The following is a 19,325-nucleotide window of genomic DNA, read 5'->3' on the forward strand; positions in this document are numbered from 1 at the left end:
TTATAGAAGTTATGTGCACTTTCGAAACAGAATACTCATCACACAAGGAATGCTAAAACTAAAAGCGGTTTAAGACTATTAGCCCTAAACCGCAATTACATTTAAATTTGTGAATTACTCTCCACCAACACTATTTGACAAAGAGCCTTTTTATTCAGGTTGAAATACGTATTTTTTAAGATCTTCTGATACTTCATCTCCCATATAATTCATACCAATTCTAAATTCGATGTCGAACTTCTTCGCAACATGCTCTAACTTGTTGATGCATGCAAGTGCATCTATTTCATTCATTTCTACCATATTGTAAAGGCCATCTACGAAGATTGTTTCTATATCATAATCATTTGAAATAATTCCTAGTAAGAAACCAATAAACTCATCTGGCTTTTCGATTGGGAACTCTTCCATGTTTAAAAATCTAATTTCATGTTTCAAATCATAAATATGGCGCTTGTCACTATCAAGATAAACAATGTTTCCAGTAGTTGTCTTCACTTGCTCATTCGCCATTTTAAGTAAATGCTTTGTTTTTCCTGAACCCTCTTTACCTGCTAAAATTTTAACCATAGTTATTTCCTCCTTTATATTTGGTAGAATGAAATTAAAAACGAAATCGTTTTCCTTATATATATTATACGACATTTAAAGTGAATTTCCTTCTAAATTTATGAAATATTCAGAAATTTTAGATTGACCCGTTTATCAACGGGCAATCGACTTGTTAACTCACTACAAAGTCGTATCAATATGCTTATTTCTTAGTTGACCACAAGCTGCATCAATGTCAGAACCCAGTTCCCTACGGATGGTGGCTTCAATATGATACTTTTTAAGCACAGCTTGAAAAGCCCTTGCATTTTCATTTGAAGTAGCCTTATAATCTTTTTCTTTTACAGGATTTATGGGTATCAAGTTCACATGACAGTGGATATCTTTTAAAAGTTTACCCAGTTTATGTGCTTCTTCTTCAGAATCATTTTCAGATGCGATAAGTGCATATTCAAAAGTAATTCTTCTTCCTGTAAATTTTGTATATTCTTTACAAACATCCAAAAGTTCTTTTATTGGATATGACTTGTTCACTGGCATCAAAGTAGACCTTTTTTCATCACTTGTTGCATGTAGTGAGATGGCCAGCGTTAATTGTAACTTCTCTTTTATCAACTCTTTGATCTTAGGCACCAAACCACAGGTAGATAGAGTGATGGACCTCATTGAGATATTCAAGCCCTTTGGATGGTTGACAAGTCTTAAGAACTTCATCACATTGTCATAGTTGTCAAGGGGTTCGCCAGAGCCCATTAAAACAACATTGGATATTCTTTCACCCGTATCAGCTTGAACGGTAAATATCTGGCCTAACATCTCTCCAGCACTTAGTTGCCTTTCTAAACCATGTATGGTGGATGCACAGAAAGAACATTTCATACGACAGCCAACTTGAGTAGAAATACAAAGTGTATTACCATGTTTGTATTTCATAAATACACATTCGATGACATTGCCATCTTGCAGCTGGAGCAGGTACTTTCTTGTACCATCAGAGCTTGATTTCATGACCTCAACAACTTTCATGTTAGAGATCATGTAATTCTCATCTAAACTTGCCTTTAGATTCTTTGGAATATTGTTCATGTCATCAAAAGATGCAACACCTTTATGAATCCATTCAAATATTTGTTTGCCCCTAAAAGCGGGAATTTTTTCAGTTTTCATGACTTCAACTAATTCATCTAATTCGAAGTCTCTTAAATCTTTTTTCATAATTTCCTTCTAAACAACAAAAGAGCCGCATAAAGCAACCCTTATTCTTCTAATCCTTCAATTGTGCTCGATAAGATGTCTGCAAGTCCAACAAACTCACATCCATAGTTGTAGCCCTCTTCTTCTTCATTTATTCTAATGATTTTCAATACTGTGAAAAAGAATTTCTCATCATCAATTGTGATTTTTGCATTGAAATAAAAATCAAGTGGTAACTCATGTTTGCATGCGAATCCCAAACCTGACTTTGAGATGTTTGTTACCTGGAACTCTTCGTTAAGATCCTCAATTTTTACATAATCTTGTTTGTATAATTCTTCGATGTTTAATGTGATTTCAAATGGGAATCGTTTATCTTTTCTTCGCTCCATAGTACACCTCTTTTTCTTTCGTAAATTCATTATAGCATATCGTCTTTTTGTCTTCAATATAAAAGCCAATTCTTCAAAATAAAACATCACTCAAAATGTATATACCCCATTTTGAGTGATGTTCTAACATTTAATTTAATTTAAGAAGAAGTTGTCCCTTTTCTAATGTGTCACCAGCTTTTACAAAGACTTTGTCAACTTGACCAGCTTCTTTAGCGGTTACCACTGTTTCCATTTTCATGGCTTCAATAATAGCTAAAGTCTGATCTTTTTCTATCTTATCGCCTTCTGCTACTAAAAGCTTTACTAGATTACCAGGTATAGATGTACCTACGTCTTTAGGATTAGATGGATCCGCTTTTTCAACTTCTGCAGCCACCTTCTTTTGAGCGTTCTTTTCTGAAATATCGAATACTCTTCTATAACCATCCACTTCATAAGTTAAAGTCCTCTTTCCGTCTTCACCTAATTTACCAATTTCAAGAAGCTTAATGACCACAACTTTACCAGAACGAATCTTAACCTCACATGTTTCACCTTCTCTTAAGCCATGGAAGAATACATCTGACTCCATGTGTCTGAAAGAACCTTCGTCAATCATCTTTTGACGGTAAGTCTTGTATACCTTAGGATAAAGTGCCGCACTGAGTAAATCCGACTCCGTTGGCTGATAATCATCTGTTTCGAGGTCACTTCTTAGCTTATCAAAGTCTTCGTCAGGCAGTAGTTCACCAGGACGTGTAGTGATGATTTCTTCATTCTTTACAATCATCTTCTGAAGAGCCTCTGGGAAACCACCTTGAGGTTGACCCATCATACCTCTAAAGTAAGAAACAATTGAGTCTGGATAAGCTAAATCCTTGCCTTCAACCAATATATTGTCAGGTGTTAGGTTATTTTGTACCATAAAGATGGCCAAGTCACCAACAGCCTTAGAAGTTGGTGTTACCTTAACGATATCACCTAACATATCATTGACCTCTTTAAACATTTGCTTAACTTCGTTGAATCTAGAACCTAAACCAAAACTTTCAACTTGAGGTTTCAAGTTAGAATACTGACCGCCAGGGATCTCATAACGGTAGATTTCAGCCGTAGATGATTTTAAATCTGATTCAAACTCTTTGTAGATCGGTCTAACTGCTTGCCAGTAGTTGTCAATGGCCTGTAATTTATTCGGATCAAAGCCAGTGTCACGTGATGTATGCTTTAAGGCTTCTACAACTGAGTTTAAGGCTGGTTGACTTGTAAGACCTGACATAGAGTTCATGGCAGTATCAACAATATCAACACCAGCTTCAGCCGCCAACATTACTGTCGCCACACCATTACCTGTTGTATCATGTGTATGAAGGTGAATCGGCATGCCTACTTCACGCTTCAGTGTCTTTATAAGCTTATGAGCCGCATATGGCTTTAAAAGTGCAGACATATCCTTGATACCTAAAATATGAGCACCCGTTTTTTCAATATCTTTTGCCAGATTTACGTAATACTCCAATGAATACTTGTCTCTGTATTCATCTAAGATATCACCCGTATAACAAATACAAGCTTCTGCAATCTTATCTTGCTGTTGTACTTCATCAATGGCTACCTTCATGCCCTCTAGCCAGTTAAGTGCATCAAAAATTCTATACACATCGATGCCTCTGTTTGATGATTCCTTGATGAATCTTCTGATGACATTGTCCGGATAGTTTTTATAGCCAACACCATTAGAACCTCTGATGAGCATTTGCAACAAGACATTTGGCATCTTTTGTCTTAAAAGGTCCAGTCTTTCCCATGGTGATTCATTTAAGAAACGGTAAGCCACATCAAAGGTCGCGCCACCCCACATCTCTACTGAGAACAAGTCTTTGCCATGAACAGCAGTCGCTTTAGCGATCTTCTCCATGTCTCTTGTACGCACTCTTGTCGCCATTAAAGATTGCTGTGCATCACGCATGGTTGTGTCTGTTAATAAAAGCTTCTTTTGGTCGTGAATCCAATCCACAACACCCTTAGGCCCCTTTTGATCCAGTAACTGCTTGCTACCAAACAGTTCTTTAGGACTTATAACCTTTGGTACTTCAGGCACATCGAAGAAAGGCTTCTGACCTTTTGTCTCATTAACCACTTTTTCACTTAAGAACTTAAGTAACTTATACTCGTGATCTTCAATGCTTTCTATGTTTAAGATGGCAGGGTTATCTGCAATAAAGTTTGTATCACATAAACCATTTTTAAACTTGTCATGGTTAAGTACATTGATTAGAAAACCAATATTTGTTTTCACACCAGAGATGGTAATTTCATTTAAGGCACGTTTTGACTTTCTAATGGCATCCTCAAAAGTTCTTGCCCATGAGGTACACTTAACCAGTAAAGAGTCATAATATGGACTGATAATAGAGCCTGTAAAACCATTACCACCATCTAAACGGATACCAAAACCCGAACCCGTTCTGTAAACATTCATTTGGCCAGTATCTGGCATAAAGTCATTGTGCGGATCTTCTGTTGTGATTCTACACTGGATGGCATAACCACGTACCTCGATGTTTGATTGCTTGATGTTTAAAACTTCACTGTCAAGTGCATGACCTTCTGCAATCATAATCTGACTTTGAACCAAGTCGATGCCAGTCACCATTTCTGTCACCGTATGCTCCACCTGAATTCTTGGGTTCATTTCTATAAAGTAATGTTTGTTGTTCTTATCTACTAAGAACTCAACTGTACCTGCATTTTTATAATTAACAGCACGGCCAATTTTAATGGCATCATCACATAAGGCTTTTCTTACATCACCAGGTAGGTTAAGGGCTGGTGTGTATTCAATAACCTTTTGATGTCTTCTTTGAATAGAACAGTCTCTTTCAAACAAGTGAACCATGTTGCCATGCTCATCACCTAAGATCTGTACTTCTATGTGTCTTGGTGATTCTAAGTACTTTTCAATAAAAATATCATCTGAATCAAAGGCCTTTTCAGCTTCTCTTCTTGCAGATTGATATTGGTGGATCAGTTCGTCTGGTGTAGACACAATACGCATACCACGTCCACCGCCACCTGCAGATGCCTTAAGCATAACAGGATAGCCACAATATTCTGCAAATTTTACAGCTTCTTCTTCAGTCTTTATGGGCTGCTTAACACCTGGTATTGTTGGTACACCAACTTCATTGGCAACAATCTTTGACTGTATCTTATCGCCAACGCGATTCATCATTTCAGCACTTGGCCCAATAAAGATAATGCCTGCATCTTCACATTTCTTAGAAAAAACAGGATTCTCAGATAAGAAACCATAGCCAGGGTGAATGGCATCTACGCCCTTCTTCTTGGCAATCTTAATAATTTCATCCATGTCCAAGTAAGCCTGTAAGGGACTCTTGTGTTTGCCTACCAAATAAGCTTCGTCTGCCTTTGTTCTAAAAAGTGCCCCCATGTCTTCTTTAGAATATATTGCAACTGTTTTTATACCAAGTTCGTGACATGCTCTGAATACACGGATAGCAATTTCCCCACGATTGGCTACCAAAATCTTCTGAATCTTTCTCATAATCTACTCCTCGAATAATGTCTGTCACAGGAATACACTTTTGCAAGTTATCCTGCATCTTTTGAATACTATAACAATTTCTTAATTAAAGTGCAAGACTTATTTCATAGGAAAACGTTTTTGCAAGTAAACTTTATTATACTTTTACACGAAGAAAAAAATGACTTGTAATAAGCACTCAAGTCACCAAGCCTTTTCATTAAAAAAAGATGACTTAATTGTCATCTTGCTTTCTCATAAAGGCTTCTCTTTCCAATTTGGAATAGATACAGCCACAATATTCTTGTCGATATAAATCATTTTCCTTAGACAGTTCAACTGACCTCTTATAGCCATTTTTCTTTTTAAAGTCCGATAGCAGGTAATTGACACCGTACTTATCACCAATCTTTTGTCCAAGTTCATTTAAAGTACTGGCATTCTTCAAAGGACTGATGCTTAGGGTTGTGGTAAAAAAATCCATACCATGGTCACTGGCATAAATCGCTGCCTCATTGAGTCTTAACTCAAAACAAGCCCTACATCTCTCACCACCTTCAGGTATGTCTTCTAGACCCTTTACCGCCTGATAGAAGGTCTGTGGTTCATAAGGAACTTTAACAAGTTTGATGTCTTCTCTCATGGCCGCATTAATTTTAACTTGTTCATTGTATCTCTTTTCAAATTCCTCTTCGTCGATCATATTTGGATTGTAAAACATGACTGTTATCTCAAAATAATCTTGTAAGTATTCCAGGACATAAGAGCTGCATGGTGCGCAGCAAGAATGAATCAACAATGTCTTTTTTTCACCTTTAAAAGACTTGATGGTATTTTCCATCATCTTTTGGTAATTTACCTTCACTATTCAAAAACCTCAATTTTTCTAATATTTGAAAACTTCGAACCAAATTCATATATTTGGTCGTCTTCTGTCAGTGCAAAGCCTTGGTTGGCCGATACAGCTATATCTTTTATATACTTTAAATCATCACATAAGTAAGGCGTTAAGGCATATTCAGCATCCACTGGTGAATATTGTCCCCATGAATACATATTACCAACTTGGTCCAGTACCAATGTAAAGTCATTACTGCAAACCACTTTAACGATATCTTTAAGACCTGGTACCTCTCTTGGGAATAAGACTTCAGCTTCACCCTCAAAGCCCAGCTGATGCGCCCTATTGGTCCCACAGCCATATAAGCGACCTTGATTGGAAAGTACCATAGAAAAGTTCTTGCCTGCTGCAATCATCTTAGCATCTTTATATTGAGTCAGACTAATTTCAGTGGCCTTGCTCTTATAACCAATTCCCAGTTGTCCCTTATCGTTGTTACCCCAAGCTGTGATGTTACCATCAAAGCCTAAAGCAAGTGCAAAGTCGTAACCTAAGGCTATGCCCTTGACATTCTCTAGATCATTGATACGGGTTGGTCTGTCAACAAAATGTAGATCATTATAACCTAGACACATATTTTCATTGGCACCATAAGTATAAACATGACCTTCAACGGTTACTGCAGCTGAAAAACTATGACCGCAAGCAACTTGTGTAATATTGTCTAGTCCCCAAGTCAGTTTTGGTATTTTAGAATTCACACGAGTCCCATTACCGAGTTGACCAAAATCATTTTTTCCTGTTGCAAAGACTTTTTTATCTGCCTTCAAAATCGATGTATGGTTACTGCCGACTGCAATACTTTCAACTTTATCTATTTGAACAATTTTTTGTAAAGAAACATTGTTATCATTGGTACAGTTACCTAATTGACCAAAACTATTTTCGCCATAAGCGTAAACATCACCATTGTTATGAATGACCATAAGATGACCGCCACCAGCTTCAATGGACTTAACACCTTTTACTTCAGCGACAAAGATGTCCACGCTTGTCCACTCTGACCATCTGTAGTGTTTGTCCATAATCTTTAAACGAACGGTATGAACACCTTCTGTGTCAAAATACTCTTCATCATTTTCCCATTCGACTTCTAAAATCTTATCATCTTCAGCAACAGATTCCTCGTATGAATACTCAAGTCTTGTTGTCGTCGTAATATTAGACATGGGTTGAATCTTTATTTTAGCAACAGGTTCTATGCCAGACCCTAGTGTAAAAAAGCTCAATTTCAACTGGTTGTTCTTAAATACAGAATTACCACCAACTTGATCCACGATTTTCTTTGGATCTGCACCCTTAGGTAATTTCTTAACTATTAAAAACTTATCATCCATAGACATATCATACCGTTCTAACTTTACTTCAGAACCAGCAGGCATATATTTCTCAAGATTCTCAATACCTTTAGTCAAACCGATGTTTTCATTCCTAAAGGCCTTGTATGCTTTCTTTATTATTTTATAGTCTTCAAAGACGTCAAAATCATCTTGGCTTTGCATATAAAAAAAGGTGCCAACGCCTGAAATGACTAATAATCCCACAGTTAGTAATATCTCCAAAACTTCCCCTTTCAAATCATACTACTATTGTATACAAAATTGGTGCGTTTGAAAAGTGAAAAAAGAAAAGAACCTCAAAGAGGTTCACTTTAAAGTGTCGAAACAAGTCCTGTTTCTAAATCATAATAAGCTGCCACAATTTTAAGCTTCTTATTCTGATATGCCTTAGAGATAATCTGACCCTGATTCTTCAGATTTTCTACGACAAGTCTTGCATTTTCTTTGGTCACATTATCCTGAAAATCTCCAGACATACCTTTTACTTTTTCAACTGCCGGCTTAATGTACTCGATCAAATACTTTAGACTACCAGCCGCCTCTTCTACAGGCATATCGATGGCAGCACCAACAGCACCACAATTGGTATGCGAAAGTACCATCAGTAAAGGCGTTTCTAAGTTATCTACAGCATATTCTATTGAACCGATAACTGCCTCATCTAAAATGTTACCTGCAACCCTTAATACGAATAAATCACCAAGCCCCTGATCAAAGATATGCTCAGGTGGCACCCTTGAATCAGCACAGCCAACAACAATGGCCTTTGGACTTTGACCATATAGGCCTTCTAATCTTCTTTCCCTGTTAAGCCTAGGAAACTCATTTGAACCAGTGACAAATCTTTCATTGCCCTCTAGTAACTCCTTTAAAACGCTCATATTCTCCCCCAAAATAATATAGTCTTCCCCATTCTAATGTTAATTGAGCGAAAATTCAAGCATTTTCTTTTTTTACGACATGAAATACTACTAATTTTGTCAAAAAAGATAGTAAAAAATCCCTTGAACCGCTTGGTTCAAGGGATTGGATTTATATTAGAATAAACCGATGATTTCACCATCTTCTAAAATATCAATTTTATTTGCAGCAGGTACTTTAGGTAAACCTGGCATTCTCATGATATCACCTGCAAGTGCAATTAAGAAACCTGCACCAGCTGATGCCTTTACTTCTTTAATTGTCACTCTGAAGCCCTCTGGACGTCCTAATAATTTCTTGTCATCTGAAAGTGAATATTGAGTCTTAGCCATACAGATTGGTAAGTCACCTAAACCATCTTCTACAAACTTCTTAATGTTTGTTAAAGCCTTTGATGTAAAGTCTACACCGTCTGCACCGTAAATCTCTTTACAGATCTTTTCAATCTTCTCTTGAGGAGATAATGAAAGCTCATATAAAGGCTTAAAGTTTGAAGTACCTGATTCAACCACTTCAACCACTTTCTTAGCAAGCTCCTCGCCACCTTGGCCACCGTGAGCCCATACGTCTGACATAACCACTGGAATACCTAATGAAGCACACTTGTCTTCCACAAACTTGATTTCAGCATCTGAATCTGTAGGGAACTTGTTGATAGCTACAACACCTGGCACACCAAACTTAGCAACATTTTCAATATGCTTTTCTAAGTTACCAAAACCTTTTTCTAATGCATCTAGGTTTTCTTCATTTAAATCAGCCTTCTTCACACCACCATGGTTCTTAAGCGCTCTGATTGTTGCTACGATTACTGTCGCTGAAGGATTTAAACCAGCTTGACGACACTTGATGTTGAAGAACTTCTCAGCACCTAAGTCAGCACCGAAACCAGCTTCAGTTACAACATAATCAGCTAATTTTAAAGCCATCTTAGTTGCCACAACTGAGTTACAACCATGTGCGATATTTGCAAATGGACCACCATGAATTAAAGCTGGTGTATTTTCTAATGTTTGAACCAAGTTAGGCATTAAAGCATCTTTTAAAAGTAATGCCATTGCACCTGTTGCTTCTAATTGACCAGCAGTTACTGGTTTTTTATCGTAAGTATAACCGATTACCATTTTTGATAATCTTTCTTTCATATCTTCTAAGCTTGTTGCTAGACAAAGGATAGCCATAACTTCTGATGCTACTGCGATATCAAAACCATCTTCACGCATCACACCATTGTTCTTGTTACCAACACCTACAACAATATTTCTTAAAGAACGGTCATTCATGTCAACAGCTCTTCTCCAAGTAATACGCTTTGGATCTAAGTTTAACTTATTACCTTGGTGCATATGGTTATCGATTAATGCAGCAAGTAAGTTGTTTGCAGTTGTTACTGCATGGATATCACCTGTAAAGTGTAAGTTGATATCGTCCATTGGTACAACCTGAGCATAACCACCACCAGCTGCACCACCTTTAACACCAAAACATGGTCCTAAAGAAGGTTCTCTTAAAGCAGTAAAAGTTTTCTTACCGATCTTGTTAAGACCCATACTTAAACCAACATTAGTTGTTGTTTTACCTTCACCAGCTGCTGTTGGGTTAATTGCAGTTACTAGAATCAACTTACCGTCTTCTTTGTTCTCATTTCTAGAAATAACATCTAAATGTACTTTAGCCTTATGGTTACCATATAGCTCTAGATCTTGGTCATTAAGACCTACACTTTTAGCGATTTCCGATATGTGTTTCATTTGCGCTTCTTGAGCAATTTGAACATCTGTTTTCATAAATTTTTCCCCTCTCTAATTTTATGGTTATGCCTACTTTATAACACCTCAATCAATTAAACGTCAAAAGAATATAGCAACAACTATATTCTTTTTGACCATTCATCTATTAAGCGTCAAAATAATTCTCTTTACAAGCTTTCAAGGTATTGTACATAAGCATGGTAATGGTCATTGGACCTACCCCGCCTGGTACTGGTGTGATATGAGAAGCCAGTTTCGATACTTCATCATATTTCACATCACCTACAATTTTTCCATCTACTCTGTTGATACCTACATCTATAACCACAGCACCTTCTTTAACCATATCCTGAGTTAAGAAACCTGGACGTCCTATGGCTACGACAATAATATCAGCTGTCTTTAAAACATCATTTAAATTTTCAGTTCTTGAATGACAAACCGTTACAGTTGCATTTTTTTGCAAAAGCATCATAGAAACAGGTTTTCCAACAATGTTTGATCGACCAAGTACAACAGCATGTTTGCCTTCTACTTGAATATCATAATGATCTAAAAGCTTTATAACACCATATGGTGTACATGGCTTAAGACCATCAAATCCAATAGATAAATTACCGACATTGATGGGATGAAAACCATCCACATCTTTTTTTGGATCAATGCGTTCAATGACCTTACTCTCATCTAAATGACCTGGTAATGGCAATTGAACCAAAATACCATGTATTTTTGAATCAGCATTTAAGTCATCAATGAGTTTTAAAAGTGCTTCTTCACTTGTATCTGCTGAAAGCTCATGTTTTTCTGAATACATGCCTAGTGCATTACAAGTTTTCTGCTTGCTATTTACATATGATTGACTTGCCGGATTTTCCCCGACAATCACAACTGCTAAACCTGGTGTAAAACCCTTTTCTTTTAAGGCTTCCACCTCTTTTTTCATATCCTCTCTCATGATTTGAGAGACTTTCTTTCCATCTATAATCATGTTCTCACCACCCTTAATACACTCTAAATCTAACATATAATTTTTGTGTATACAATATAATGTGATACAAAGAAAAATTTTCTTATTTGTGAAAACTCTCTGAAGACTATAACTTTAGAATTTGATCGATTTTTTCCTTGTCAAAACCCACCACATCTTGGCCATTAATGATGATAACTGGAACACCTCTGTAGCCTTTACTAAGCAGTTCTTTTCTTGCTTCTTTATCTTTCTGAACGTTTTTCTCCTCATATGAAAAGCCTTTACTATCAAGATATGACTTAACAGATTGACAATGAGGACATGTATCCGTTGAGTAAATCAATATTTTATCCATTTCTACCTCCACATAGAGTTTTACCCCGATTTCTAACAAGATAAACCTTAAAATTACCATTCATTTCTGTTATAATAACTATAGAAAAAATCAATAAGGAGCCTTTATGAACTTTAAAGAACTACAGAGCTTTGTAGCCATCAGCAAGTACAAGAACTTCTCAAAAGCTGCCAAAGCCCTTTATTTAACGCAACCGACGATCAGTCACCATATTCAAACACTAGAAGATGAACTAAAAACCACTATATTGGTAAGAACTAGCAAGTCTGTCTCTTTAACTAAGGCAGGTCAGCTCCTTCTTATCCATGCTCAAAAGATTCTTAATGAAAAAGAACAGATTCATTTTATGTTTGATCATTATAACGGTGATATATCCGGCGAACTAGAGATTGCGACTTCGACCATTCCTAGTCAGTTTTATCTGCCACAGATCATCAAAGATTTTTCAGAGCTCCATCCTAAAATGAAATTTAAAATTGAAAAACTGGATTCTGCAGGCGTTCATGACAAACTTGAGCTGTCTACCATTGATTTTGGTATCGTTGGTGCTAAATCCTCTCAAGAATTTTTTTCTTATGAAAAGATTTTAACGGATGATATTGTTCTTTGTTGTGACTTTGACAATGAAACCACTGCATTAACCATAGAAGACTTGAAAACCATTCCTTTGATCATGAGAGAAGATGGTTCAGGTACAAAAAAAATGCTTTTAAAAGCACTCGAATCTCATGGTATAGAAAAAGACCATCTCAATATATTTGCTACCATTGATGACATCAATACAGTCAAAGCCTGTATCATGGGCAGCGGTAAGTTTGCCTTTGCATCTCGTATTGCAATTATGGAAGATGTAAAAAATGAAAGTTTAAAGATCATTCCTATAGAAGGGCTTGAAATTTCTAGAGATTTCTATTTCGTTTACAATAAAAAACACACCTTAACGCCACTCTCTAGAACATTTAAAGAATATATTTTGAGCAAGGTTTAAACCTTGCTCGTCCATTTTTTTGCTATTTCAATAAGCGCTTTTAAATCACCAGGTATGATTTTATGCAAGCAGTCAAAGTCTTCATCCATTGGACTAGAACAATTGGTGTATAAGTAGACAGCATCCATACCCACACCATTGGCCCCTTTGATATCCGTTGTATGATCGTTGCCTATATAAACGCATTCCGATGCATCTAAACCTTCTTTTTCTAACATAATCTCATAAAACTTCTTATCTGGCTTAGAAAGCTTATAGTCAGATGAAATATAGATCCTATCAAAGTCCTTGTCTATACCCAAAAGCTTTAACTCATTTAGTGTAAAAGCACTTTGGGCATTAGAGAGTAAAATCACCTTTAAGTCACTTTTATTTAATAAGCCTAACAGGTCCTTGGCATATGGATAAAGCTGAAGATAGTCAGTTGACAAGAGTCTAAAGGTTGTAGCGGTTTGTAACAGACTGGCCTTGTCTACTATCACACCCTTGTCCATAAATAGCTTGTTAAAGACATCCAGTATTTCTATGTCTGGATAATCAGCACTTTCTTTATCTAAATAATACCTTACAGCTTGATCATAAGCTTCTTTTAAGTTGTCATAAAAGACACCGTAATAACCAAAGTATATCTCCATTTGCTGCCAGAATAAAGGATTGTCTTCATCTGTATGTATGTCTATTAAAGTGCCGTATAAATCGAATATTATTGCTTTTTTCATCATCAGCCTCCATGTAAAAAACCGCTGAGTAAACTCAGCGGTCAAGAATTAATACTTTAAGAATGCCTTGTAACCCTTGTAAGCCATATAGATATCAGCTTTAGAGATTACTTCATAAGTACCATGCATACAAAGTACTGGTACACCGCAGTCTACAACTTCTGCATTCTGGTTAGCAAGTAAGTAAGCGATTGTACCACCGCCACCTTGGTCTACTTTACCAAGCTCGCCTGTTTGCCAGATAACATCATTCTCGTCAAAGATGTGTCTTACTTCAGCTACAAACTCTGCATTTGCATCGTTACAGCCACCCTTACCTCTAGCACCTGTATACTTAACAATCTGAACACCCTTACCAACATAACCAGAGTTCATCTTTTCGTAAGCGCCAGCATAGTTAGGATCATAAGCAGCACCAACGTCTGCAGATAATACCTTTGTATTGTTCATGGCTCTTCTCATGTAGATTTCTGAATAGTTGTCTACTTGAAGGTTAATAAGTTCTGCAACAACATCGTTAAAGAATGTAGATTGAGAACCTGTGTTACCTTGTGAACCAACTTCTTCTTTATCCATAAACATACCTACTGCTGTTTTAGTAGGATTTTCAGTTTCTAAGATTGCAATTAAAGATGAGTAAGCGCATACTCTGTCATCATGACCATAAGCAGCTACCATACCTCTATCAAGACCAACGTCTTTCGCTTTACCAGCTGGTACAATCTCAAGCTCAGCAGTTACTAAATCAGCTTCAGTAATACCGTATTTTTCGTTTAATAATCTTAAAACATTGAACTTAAACTTTTCTTTTGTATCCTTGTCACCGTGTGGAATAGAACCGATTAATACATTTAAGTCTTCTCCACCGATTGCTTCGCCAATCTTCTTAGCGTATTGATCTTTAGCTAAGTGAGGCAGGATATCCGTAATAAATAATACTGGATCTGCATCATCTTCACCAATAACAATGTTTACTTTCTTTTGATCTTTAGTGATCACAACACCATGAAGTGCAAGTGGTGTAGAAACCCATTGGTACTTCTTGATACCACCATAGTAATGAGTCTTTAATAGAGCCATTTCTGATGATTCATAAAGTGGTACAGGCTTTAAGTCGATTCTAGGTGAGTCAATGTGGCTACCCACAATGTTCATACCCTTTTCGATTGGCTCTTGACCAATGATGAATAAACAGATTGCCTTGTCTTTGTTCATAGCATAAACTTTTGTGCCTGGCTTTAATTCTTTGCCAAGTAAAGTTTTGTAGTCTACATAGCCTTTTTCTTCTGCAATTCTTTTGATTTCAATTGCACATTCTCTTTCAGTCTTACCAGCATCTAAGAATGCCTTGTAACCTTCAGAGAAGTTCATTACAAGCTTTGTTTCCTGCTCGTCAATTTCCCCCCACACGTTTTTATACTCGTGTGTTAATTGCTCTTGAAGTTCTTTTGTCCCCATAATAACCTCCAATTTATTTCTGTAATCTAAATTTCTTAAATATCATAACATAAATCGACAAAAAAAGTAACACCCTAAGGTATTACTTAATCTCTTAATCGATATACTGAGTTAATTCAGCTCTTTCTGAATCACTTAATATCTTAGCAAAGTCTAGTAAAATAATGATCTTACCATCTTGCTTACCAACTCCAGAGATATATTCTCTGTCTGCACCTCTTAAGATAGCAGGCGTTGGTTCAATATTTTCATCATTAATTCGCATTACTTGAGATGCTTCATCTACTAAGAATCCAATAGCCACACCATCGATTGAATAAATGATGATTCTCGTTTCGTCACTCACTTCTTTTTCAGCAACACCAAATCGCTTCTTAAGATTGATTACTGGGATGATATCACCTCTAAGATTGATAATACCTTCCACATAAGTTGGTGCATCAGGTACTTTAGTAATCTCTAGGTACTCACTAATGGTAGAAACATTTAAAATGTCTACACCATATTTCTCATCACCTAACATAAATACGACAAATTGATTTTCAGTCATTAATGTACTCCCTCCTTTGTATCTTCGGGATCAACAATCTCGATGTTGTCTAGTTGGTTTCTAAACGACTTTCTGAAATTCTTTAAATACTCTTGTCTTAACTCTTGCTGTTCTATTGTTTCAGCTTCCGTTAATCCTTCTTTTTTCTTCTTGTTGGCAAGAAAATTGATTCTATCAAGTTTCTCTTTGGATAGCATGTTAACACCTCAAATCTAGTTATTTTTGTGTAGACAGACACCCTACTTCAGCTTCAACAGCCTTTACAATGTCATGTCCTTGAACTAGATTATACACCATATTCATGTCTTTGTACATTTCTCTGTCATCTACCCATTTTGGAACCACACTTCTTACTTGGTCATAAGCTACTTTTGTACCTTTACCAAGCTTAGAAGGATCCTTGAAGTCAACACCTTGAGCACCTGCTAGTAACTCAATAGAAATAACATTTTGAGCATTTTCAAGAATATCTCTAGCTTTACGAGCTGCAATTGTTCCCATACTTACATGGTCTTCTTGATTCGCTGAAGAAGGAATAGAATCGACACTTGCAGGATGAGCCAATACTTTATTTTCAGAAACTAAAGCTGCAGCTGCATACTGTGCAATCATAAAACCAGAGTGTAAACCACCCTTTGGTGTTAAGAATGCTGGTAAATCGTTTAATTGTGGATTTACAAGTCTTTCAATTCTTCTTTCACTCGAATTCGCAATTTCAGACAAAGCTATACCTAAAAAGTCAAATGGTAGAGCCATTGGTTGTCCGTGGAAATTACCACCAGAGAATGCTAAGTTATCTTCAGGTAAAATAATTGGATTATCTGTAACTGAGTTGATTTCAATGGTTACTTTCTGAGCGATGTAGTCAATAGCATCTTTACTAGCACCGTGAATTTGAGGTACACAACGTAAAGCATAAGCATCCTGATTTCTCAATTGACCCTGTCTAGTTGTTAAACCACTGCCTTCTAATACCTGTAACAAGTTATAAGCAGTTGCCAATTGACCCTTATGTGGTCTTACACGGTGAATTCTTGGATCGAATGCATCTGTAATACCTGATAAAGCTTCAACTGATAAAGCTGCAGAAATATCAGCTAATTTAACTAATTGAATAGCGTCATATACTGCTAAACAACCTACTGCTGTCATAACTTGAGTACCATTGATCAGTGCAAGACCTTCTTTAGACGTCAACTCTACAGGTGTTAAGCCAGCTTTTTCCATAGCTTCCTTACCTGAAATTCTTTGACCTTCATAGAAAGCTTCACCCATACCGATTAATACAAGTACCATATGAGATAATGGTGCTAAGTCACCACTTGCTCCTAAAGAACCTTTCTCTGGTATTATAGGATATACCCCTTTATTAATCATTTCTATCAAAGTTTTTAATGTGCTTAAACGAATACCTGAATTACCAATAGCAAGTGCATTAGCTCTAAGTAACATAATGGCTCTTGCAGTTTCATAATTAAATGGTTCCCCTACGCCACAAGCGTGACTGATAATTAGGTTTCTTTGTAAATCTTTTGTATCTTCTTGAGAAATATGAACATTCTCAAACTTACCAAATCCTGTAGTAATTCCATAAATTACAGCTTCTTTTTCAACGAAGTCATCTACAGTTTTTCTGGCAATTTCAACAAGTTTCACTGCCTGTTCAGACAATTCTACCTTGTAACCGTGTCTTGCGACATTTACTACGTCTTCGATGGTTAAACTTTGACCATCTAAAATCACTTTGTTCATGACTTTACCCCCTTTTATTCACTTACATAACTATTCTATGATGATTTCGTCCTAAAAAGGTCAAATTATTTTCTTCTACGCTTAGGTTTCCCTTGTTTACGCTTGTCCTTAGTGTGTGAAGACGGTCTTTTCCCTCTGCCTTGATAAGCATTTCTCTCTTTTACAAGGCACTGCTTGCCGTTTCCGATTAAGTCTTCACGGCCTTCAAGCTTTAAAGCCTCTACAACTAGGTCGTAGTTTTTAGGATTCTTATACTGTAGAAGTGCTCTTTGCATCTTCTTTTCTTTAAATGATTTAGGTACGTAAACAGGTTTCATGGTTCTAGGATCTAAACCCGTATGATACATACAAGTTGAAAGTGTACCAGGTGTCGGATAAAAGTCTTGAACTTGTTCTGGCGTATACTTGATGTCTCTTAAATACTCAGCAAGTACAATGGCGGACCTAATTGTTGAACCAGGATGACTGGACATCAAATAGGGTACAATATACTGCTCTTTGCCAATTTCTTTGTTGATATCATAAAACTTCTTAACAAAGGCCTTGTAGATTGGACCACCAGGTTTTTGCATATACTTTAAAACTTCCTGATCAATATGCTCAGGTGCCACCTTTAACTGGCCACTTACATGGTGTTGGCAAAGCTCTTTAAAGAAAGTCGGATTGTTATCTGCCATCATGTAATCATAACGAAGACCTGATCTTAAGAAGACCTTCTTAATCTTTTCAAGTTCTCGGATTTTTCTTAAAAGCTCAATTAAGTCTTCATGATCCACTTCCAAATGCTCACATGGTTCTGGATATAGACATTGTCTGTGTTTACATGTACCAAACTTAAGCTGCTTTTTACATGAAACATTTCTAAAGTTGGCCGTTGGGCCACCAACATCGTTGATGTAGCCTTTAAAGTCATCCATCTCAGTGATGCCCTTGGCTTCTTCTAAAATAGATTCATGACTTCTTGATGTGATCATTCTCCCCTGATGGAAGGTCAGTGCACAAAAAGAACACGAACCAAAACACCCTCTCTCGCTGATAATAGAATGTTTGACTTCTCTAATGGCCGGCACACCACCTAAGGCTTCATACATAGGGTGGTAGTTTTTTTGATAGCTGAGTGAATAAACCCTGTCAAATTCTTCTCTAGTAAGAGGCATCATTGGTGGGTTTTGTACCAAGTACTGGTTCTTGTGTTTCTGAACGATGGTTTTACCGCGAATCGGATCTTGTTCTTCATACAGTACCTTAAAGGCCTTCGCATATATTTTCTTGTCTTCAGCAACTTCTTCATAACTTGGCACTTCACGGTAATCCATGACATTCTCAAGTGAATCCGTTAAATAGCAAGTCCCAGGAATATGATGAATATAAGCTAAATCAATGCCTGATTTCATATAGTCCGCAATTTCTACAATTTGCTTTTCACCCATACCATAAATCAAGATATCGGCTTCAGAATCAAATAAGATAGACCTTCTGACCTTGTCTTGCCAGTAATCATAATGGGCAAAACGTCTTAAAGAAGCCTCTATGCCACCGATGATGATCTTAATCTTCTTATAGGCTCTTCTGATCATGTTGGCATAAACAATAACGCAACGGTCGGGTCTAAGGCCCATTTTACCACCTGGGGCAAATGAGTCGACACGTCTTCTTTTCTTGCTTACACTGTAGTGATTCACCATAGAGTCAATGTTTCCAGGTGAAATGATAAAACCATATTTTGGTCTACCTAAAACCTTAAAGGCTTCGACGTCTTTCCAGTCCGGTTGAGCGATGATACCCACCTTAAAGCCAGCATCAACTAAAACTCTTGAAATAACGGCATGACCAAAACTCGGGTGATCAACGTATGCATCACCCGAAACAATAATAAAATCTAATTTTTCCCATCCTAAGTTTGCCATATCTTCCTTGTTCACTGGCAAAAATTGATTGATAATCATGGAA

At 36.8% G+C, this 19,325-nt stretch carries 17 protein-coding genes; 1 reads left to right on the plus strand and 16 read right to left on the minus strand.

Features of this window, described 5'->3' with window-relative positions:
* Nucleotides 1-150: 150 nt before the first annotated feature.
* The 10 genes from EZV73_RS24515 to EZV73_RS24560 form a co-directional block, all read right to left on the minus strand.
* A complete protein-coding gene (locus EZV73_RS24515) occupies nt 151-570 on the minus strand; it encodes a twitching motility protein PilT (protein WP_240843091.1) in 420 nt (139 codons plus the stop codon).
* A gap of 162 nt (nt 571-732) precedes the next feature.
* A complete protein-coding gene (gene rlmN, locus EZV73_RS24520; RefSeq protein WP_240843092.1) occupies nt 733-1,767 on the minus strand; it encodes a 23S rRNA (adenine(2503)-C(2))-methyltransferase RlmN in 1,035 nt (344 codons plus the stop codon).
* 41 nt (nt 1,768-1,808) lie between these two features.
* Nucleotides 1,809-2,138: a PilZ domain-containing protein gene (locus EZV73_RS24525; protein ID WP_240843093.1), complete on the minus strand. Its 330-nt coding sequence runs from the start codon at nt 2,136-2,138 to the stop codon at nt 1,809-1,811.
* A 130-nt stretch (nt 2,139-2,268) separates the two neighbouring features.
* Nucleotides 2,269-5,688 carry a pyruvate carboxylase gene (locus tag EZV73_RS24530; RefSeq protein ID WP_240843094.1) on the minus strand — a complete coding sequence of 1,140 codons (3,420 nt, stop codon included), beginning with the start codon at nt 5,686-5,688 and terminating at the stop codon, nt 2,269-2,271.
* Between the two features lie 214 nt (nt 5,689-5,902).
* The gene (locus EZV73_RS24535; RefSeq protein WP_330637222.1) at nt 5,903-6,532 is read right to left on the minus strand and encodes an epoxyqueuosine reductase QueH; all 630 of its coding nucleotides are present in this window, start codon (nt 6,530-6,532) and stop codon (nt 5,903-5,905) included.
* On the minus strand, nt 6,532-8,130 hold the full coding sequence (locus EZV73_RS24540; protein ID WP_240843095.1) for a hypothetical protein: 1,599 nt from the start codon (nt 8,128-8,130) through the stop codon (nt 6,532-6,534). The genes EZV73_RS24535 and EZV73_RS24540 overlap by 1 nt, the downstream gene beginning before the upstream one ends.
* Before the next feature lie 89 nt (nt 8,131-8,219).
* On the minus strand, nt 8,220-8,789 hold the full coding sequence (locus tag EZV73_RS24545) for a carbonic anhydrase (protein WP_240843096.1): 570 nt from the start codon (nt 8,787-8,789) through the stop codon (nt 8,220-8,222).
* A gap of 156 nt (nt 8,790-8,945) precedes the next feature.
* The gene (locus EZV73_RS24550; protein WP_240843097.1) at nt 8,946-10,616 is read right to left on the minus strand and encodes a formate--tetrahydrofolate ligase; all 1,671 of its coding nucleotides are present in this window, start codon (nt 10,614-10,616) and stop codon (nt 8,946-8,948) included.
* Nucleotides 10,617-10,725: 109 nt separating this feature from the next.
* The gene (gene folD / locus EZV73_RS24555; RefSeq protein ID WP_240843098.1) at nt 10,726-11,571 is read right to left on the minus strand and encodes a bifunctional methylenetetrahydrofolate dehydrogenase/methenyltetrahydrofolate cyclohydrolase FolD; all 846 of its coding nucleotides are present in this window, start codon (nt 11,569-11,571) and stop codon (nt 10,726-10,728) included.
* 106 nt (nt 11,572-11,677) lie between these two features.
* Nucleotides 11,678-11,908: a glutaredoxin domain-containing protein gene (locus EZV73_RS24560; protein ID WP_240843099.1), complete on the minus strand. Its 231-nt coding sequence runs from the start codon at nt 11,906-11,908 to the stop codon at nt 11,678-11,680.
* Nucleotides 11,909-12,014: 106 nt separating this feature from the next.
* On the opposite strand from EZV73_RS24560, the gene EZV73_RS24565 reads away from it, so the two are divergent.
* Nucleotides 12,015-12,896, plus strand: coding sequence for a selenium metabolism-associated LysR family transcriptional regulator (locus EZV73_RS24565; protein WP_240843100.1), 882 nt, complete (start codon nt 12,015-12,017; stop codon nt 12,894-12,896).
* On the opposite strand, the gene EZV73_RS24570 is transcribed toward EZV73_RS24565, so the two are convergent.
* The 6 genes from EZV73_RS24570 to EZV73_RS24595 all read right to left on the minus strand — a co-directional run bounded on the left by EZV73_RS24570 (nt 12,893) and on the right by EZV73_RS24595 (nt 19,321).
* Nucleotides 12,893-13,615 (minus strand): HAD family hydrolase, encoded by a 723-nt coding sequence (locus tag EZV73_RS24570; RefSeq protein WP_240843101.1) that lies wholly within the window; start codon nt 13,613-13,615, stop codon nt 12,893-12,895. The two genes, EZV73_RS24565 and EZV73_RS24570, sit on opposite strands and share 4 nt — an antisense overlap.
* Before the next feature lie 48 nt (nt 13,616-13,663).
* A complete protein-coding gene (locus tag EZV73_RS24575; protein ID WP_240843102.1) occupies nt 13,664-15,073 on the minus strand; it encodes an aminopeptidase in 1,410 nt (469 codons plus the stop codon).
* A gap of 94 nt (nt 15,074-15,167) precedes the next feature.
* Nucleotides 15,168-15,623 (minus strand): chemotaxis protein CheW, encoded by a 456-nt coding sequence (locus EZV73_RS24580; RefSeq protein WP_240843103.1) that lies wholly within the window; start codon nt 15,621-15,623, stop codon nt 15,168-15,170.
* Nucleotides 15,623-15,820 (minus strand): DUF896 domain-containing protein, encoded by a 198-nt coding sequence (locus EZV73_RS24585; protein WP_240843104.1) that lies wholly within the window; start codon nt 15,818-15,820, stop codon nt 15,623-15,625. The genes EZV73_RS24580 and EZV73_RS24585 overlap by 1 nt, the downstream gene beginning before the upstream one ends.
* 19 nt (nt 15,821-15,839) lie before the next feature.
* The gene (hutH, locus tag EZV73_RS24590) at nt 15,840-17,375 is read right to left on the minus strand and encodes a histidine ammonia-lyase (RefSeq protein WP_240843105.1); all 1,536 of its coding nucleotides are present in this window, start codon (nt 17,373-17,375) and stop codon (nt 15,840-15,842) included.
* A gap of 65 nt (nt 17,376-17,440) precedes the next feature.
* Complete coding sequence (locus EZV73_RS24595) at nt 17,441-19,321, minus strand: YgiQ family radical SAM protein (protein ID WP_240843106.1); 1,881 nt, start codon at nt 19,319-19,321, stop codon at nt 17,441-17,443.
* Between the last annotated feature and the right edge of the window lie 4 nt (nt 19,322-19,325).

Origin of the sequence: Acidaminobacter sp. JC074 (assembly GCF_022496765.1) — a bacterium.
Taxonomy (GTDB): domain Bacteria; phylum Bacillota; class Clostridia; order Peptostreptococcales; family Acidaminobacteraceae; genus JABXKX01.